This window comes from Streptomyces sp. NPDC059003, assembly GCF_042740445.1.
Lineage (GTDB): Bacteria > Actinomycetota > Actinomycetes > Streptomycetales > Streptomycetaceae > Streptomyces.
Genome location: NZ_JBHYJH010000358.1, coordinates 1 through 3,967 on the forward strand (window position 1 = coordinate 1; position 3,967 = coordinate 3,967).

General features: G+C 69.5%; 4 protein-coding genes. 2 read left to right on the plus strand and 2 right to left on the minus strand.

What is annotated here, in order from left to right:
- Positions 1-761 (plus strand): site-specific recombinase (locus ACFWZ5_RS45330; protein WP_384893054.1); only part of this gene is annotated, 761 nt, incomplete at its 5' end.
- Between the two features lie 63 nt (positions 762-824).
- Positions 825-950, plus strand: a complete 126-nt coding sequence (locus ACFWZ5_RS45335; protein ID WP_384893057.1) for a PmrA — start codon at positions 825-827, stop codon at positions 948-950.
- A gap of 101 nt (positions 951-1,051) precedes the next feature.
- On the opposite strand, the gene ACFWZ5_RS45340 is transcribed toward ACFWZ5_RS45335, so the two are convergent.
- Positions 1,052-2,356, minus strand: a complete 1,305-nt coding sequence (locus ACFWZ5_RS45340; RefSeq protein ID WP_384893060.1) for an IS110 family transposase — start codon at positions 2,354-2,356, stop codon at positions 1,052-1,054.
- Positions 2,357-3,000: 644 nt separating this feature from the next.
- The gene (locus tag ACFWZ5_RS45345; protein ID WP_384893063.1) at positions 3,001-3,483 is read right to left on the minus strand and encodes a hypothetical protein; all 483 of its coding nucleotides are present in this window, start codon (positions 3,481-3,483) and stop codon (positions 3,001-3,003) included.
- Between the last annotated feature and the right edge of the window lie 484 nt (positions 3,484-3,967).

The window sequence follows — 3,967 nt, forward strand, 5'->3', positions numbered from 1 at the left end:
CCGGCGCGGGCATCGCGAAGTCCTCCGCCCGGATCTACCGGATCTCACTGACGACGTGGGGGTGGATGCTCGCCGGCGAACCTGCGCCGACCGGACCCGCCCGCCGGGGCGCGAAGCCGCCCGTCTTCCCCGTCGCCGCGATCGACGACCCTGCACTGGCGGAGGTCTTGGCCGAGCTGGCAGCGGCGCGGGCGGACGAGACGGACGCCGACACCGTCAACCGGGAGCTGTCCATCGCGCGCAAGGCGATCGGCTGGTGGCAGCGCCAGGGCTGGATCGAAAGCGATCCGACGATCGGCATCGAGCGGCGGCCGGCACCGCCGGACCGCACCAAGGCTCTCTCGGAGAACCAGATCGCCGCCCTGTGGCGCCTGGACGTCGGCCTACGGGAGAAGCCGCGGTGGAAGATGCTCTACGAGTCCGCCGCACGGGCCGACGAGGTGCTGTGCCTGAACGTGGAAGACCTGTACCCGCAGGACAAACGCGGCAGGATCATCGCCAAGGGCGGGGCGACGGAGTGGATCCACTGGCAGTCCGGCACCGCCCAGCTGCTGCCCCGACTGATCGCCCGGCGCACCCGCGGGCCACTGTTCCTCACCGACCGCAAGGCCCCGGCCGGAACGCCGACGCTTGACGTGTGTCCCGAGACCGGCCGGGCCCGGCTCTCCTACCGCCGGGCCGAGGAAATCTTCGAGGAGAACACCCGGCTGCTGGCCAACCCGCTCGCCTCACCCGAGGACATCGAGGACCTGGACGGCTGAACGCTCCACCGACTCCGCCACAGTGCCCTGACACACGATGCCGAGGACGGCACCTCCACCCCGATGCTGCTGGCCCGCTCCCGCCACGCCTCCGTCCGCTCCCTCGAACGCTACGCACGGCCCGGCGTCGACGCGGTCGCCCGGCACGTCGCCGAACGCGACCCAGCTGCCCGGCGCAAGAGCCTCTGAACACACACATCACCGGCGGTCGGGACCCTGTTGCCTGAACGGAAAATTCCTCAGGTCACGGGCGTGCTGGCGCGTTCGTTGGCCAGAGGTTGAGGGCCTGGTCAGCTGGCGGGGGCGAGGGTGACGTCGTGGCCGAGGGCCTTGAGCTGGCGGACCAGGTCGCGGGTGCGGCGGCTGGGGTCGATCAGCCGCCGGTGGTAGTCGGAGTCGAGTTCGCTGTACTCGACGTCGGGATCGTTGATCAGGTGCCAGACAATGACGAGGATGGAGCGGGCGACGGCGACCAGGGCTCTGCGGCGGCCACGGCGCTTGACGATGCGTTTGTAGCGAGCGCCGAGGAAGGTGTCGCTGCGAGAGGCCGCGAGTGCCGCCTCACCGAGAGCACCCTTGAGCCAGGGGTTGCCCCTCCCGGTGGGGCCGGCGGAGTTCTTCGGGCCCGACTGGACGGTTCTGGGTGTGAGACGGGCCCAGGCCGCGAGGTGGTCGGCCGTGGGGGACACCCGCATATCCGGGCCGACTTCGGCCAGGAGGACCTGCGCGGTTCCCGGACCGACCCCCGGGATCGCGGTCAGCCGGGTCACCAGCGAGGGCCCTGGACGCGAGGTGTCGTCCTCTGGACCGGGCAGCTCTCCGACCACGGCCGTGATCTGTGCGGTGAGCTTGCCGATCTGCGCGGTGAGGTGGTCGATGCTGTCCAGCAGCGTCTGGCAGAGGAAGCCGTGATGGGTGTCGAACTGGCCGGTCAACGCTTCGGTGAGAGCGGCCTTCTTGGCGACCATGGTGCCGCGGGCCAGATCGGCCAGTGCCCGGGGGCTGCGCTCGCCGGCGATGGGCGCGGCGAGCATCGCCCGGCCGGAGACCCCGAAGACATCGCTGATCACACTGGACAGCTTGATCTGCGCATCCTCAAGGACCTTCTCCACGCGCTGCTTGTGACGGGTCCGCTCCTGGTAGAGGACGGTGCGCATGCGGGTCAGGTCCCGTAGCTGGCGCACCGGCTTCGGGGGCACGAACGAGGGCCGAAGCATGCCGCGCTCGGCGAGCTTGGCAAGCCAGACCGCATCGAGCTTGTCGGTCTTCGGACGGCCCGGCACGTTCTTCACGTCCCTCGCATTGACCAGCCAGCATTCCAGCCCATGTGCTTCCAGGAGGAAGAAGAACGGGCGCCAGTACGTGCCCGTCGCCTCCATGACGACCCGGGTGACTCTCTGGCAGACCAGGCGGTCGCCCAGCTCCAGTATCGCGTTGCTGGTCGCCGCCGCGTTCCACACCTCCTGGACCCGCCGTCCGGGACGGGTCTCGTGCGGGAGCCGCATACAGACCATGCCTGACGCTTTGGCGATGTCGATCGCCGCGACGCGGTCCACCAACTCCTCAGCTCTGCCGATCTCTTCCGGTCCGGTCATCGGAACCACCTCTCCTCCTCAGGCGCCGTGCCAGGCGACGGCCGCCCGTGGAGCGGGAGGGGACAGCGAGACTCTGAACGGCGTGCTCGAAGCGACAGTGCACAGCCCCTCGGACCGGCTCCGGCATCAGACTGTTTCGCGGGATCGAACCCCCAAGGCAACTCCGACGTCGACGGGCGGCCGCCAGCTCAATTTTCACGTCCGCAGGGCGTCACGGCAGGGATACGTGGACTGTTTCTGCCGTATTCCGGCTGGCCTCCAGGTTGTCCACGAGTCCCGTTCCTTTCGCAGTGTGGATGTCGCTGATGGGAACGGCAGTGAACGGTAGGGCCGGGATACGTCCGCAGGCGGCCTTGTGACCTGCCACTTCACGCCCAGGCGAGGCAGTGCGTGGGGCTGACTTCCTGCGTGGGCACATGGGGGGAGTCACCAGGTGTGGTCGCGGTTGCAAGAGGCGCCTGGCCGGTCCTTGGAGCGTGGGTCGCTGCGCCTCATCACGCGGCGCAGCGACCTGTGTTGGGTGTGCACTCGCGCGATCCAGCCCGGGTCTGCCACAGGCCCTGTGGAGGGGTGTTGGCGTTGCCCGGCGGCGTTCACATGGGCGCGAAGGTGCGTTCCAGGGGTGTGGACGGCGTGAACCGGGATCAGATGTGGTGGTGCGGCACGAGGGTCATGATGACGCGGTCTGTGATCGGCATAGCCGGGGCGGGAGCGCCCTGGTCGGTGATGCAGCCGTATACGCGGCTGCTGCTGGGTATGTCGCTCCCTGGGAACTCCTGCTCTGCTTCGGTGTCGCGGAGCGGCGCGAAGGTGGCCAGGTTCCACACCCAGAGGAGGTGGCCGCCCCGGTCCACGTCGGGCACGCACACGGCGAGGGCGCCCTTCGGCTTGGGTGTGGTGAGCAGGCGGGACAGGTATTCGAGCAGGGCCTGCAGGTCCTTCGGGTCGAAGTCGAGCGGGTTCTTCTCCGTTGCCGCAGCTACGCGTTGGAGGGTGTCTGTACGGCCGACGGCGGTGAAGAGGGAGCCGTTCGCGTTGTGCACGGTGATGGCCATTTCGTCGTCCCCGTCGTAGGCGACATCCATCGCGGAGGCGAGCAGGACCGCGGCGCGGGCGTGGGTGAACATGGCTGGTGCTCCTCGTGGTGGAATGGCGAGATGGCGTGGCGGCCCGCTCCCGCCGTCTACTGGGGGCTCTGTTCTGCAAGGGTGGTGGGCCACGTGCCCGGTGGTGGCCGATGCAGGGGGCGGATTGAGGTCTCTCGCTCGGCAGTGAGTGGTGCCGACGCTGCTGGTGACGCGCTGGGCATCGCGGCGCTGGGCCAGCAGATCCAGGCGCGCGTCGCCTTCGGCGTCGCCGCAGAGGAAGGGCTCGCTGTCTTCTGGGGGCATCCGCGGTGGCGCCGGTTCGTTCCGGCGTCGGCGTCGCCGTCGTCGTGCGCAGCGGTGCCCCTGCTCGGGGAGTGCCACTCGGGTGTTCTCGGTGGCCGTGGCGGCCGTTGGGAGATTCCTGGTGTGTGCGGCTCTCTGGGAGGGGCCAGGCGCGGCGTGGGGCCGCGCCTGGCGGGATAAGTGCGGCTAGGCCTGCGCGGTGGTGGTTTCAGTCGTCGCT

What these genes read in the sequence shown, in the direction of transcription:
- ACFWZ5_RS45340 (WP_384893060.1), bottom strand. Translation starts at nt 2,356, where the DNA reads ATGACCGGACCGGAAGAGATCGGCAGAGCTGAGGAGTTGGTGGACCGC.
- ACFWZ5_RS45345 (WP_384893063.1), bottom strand. Translation starts at nt 3,483, where the DNA reads ATGTTCACCCACGCCCGCGCCGCGGTCCTGCTCGCCTCCGCGATGGAT.
- ACFWZ5_RS45335 (WP_384893057.1), top strand. Translation starts at nt 825, where the DNA reads ATGCTGCTGGCCCGCTCCCGCCACGCCTCCGTCCGCTCCCTCGAACGC.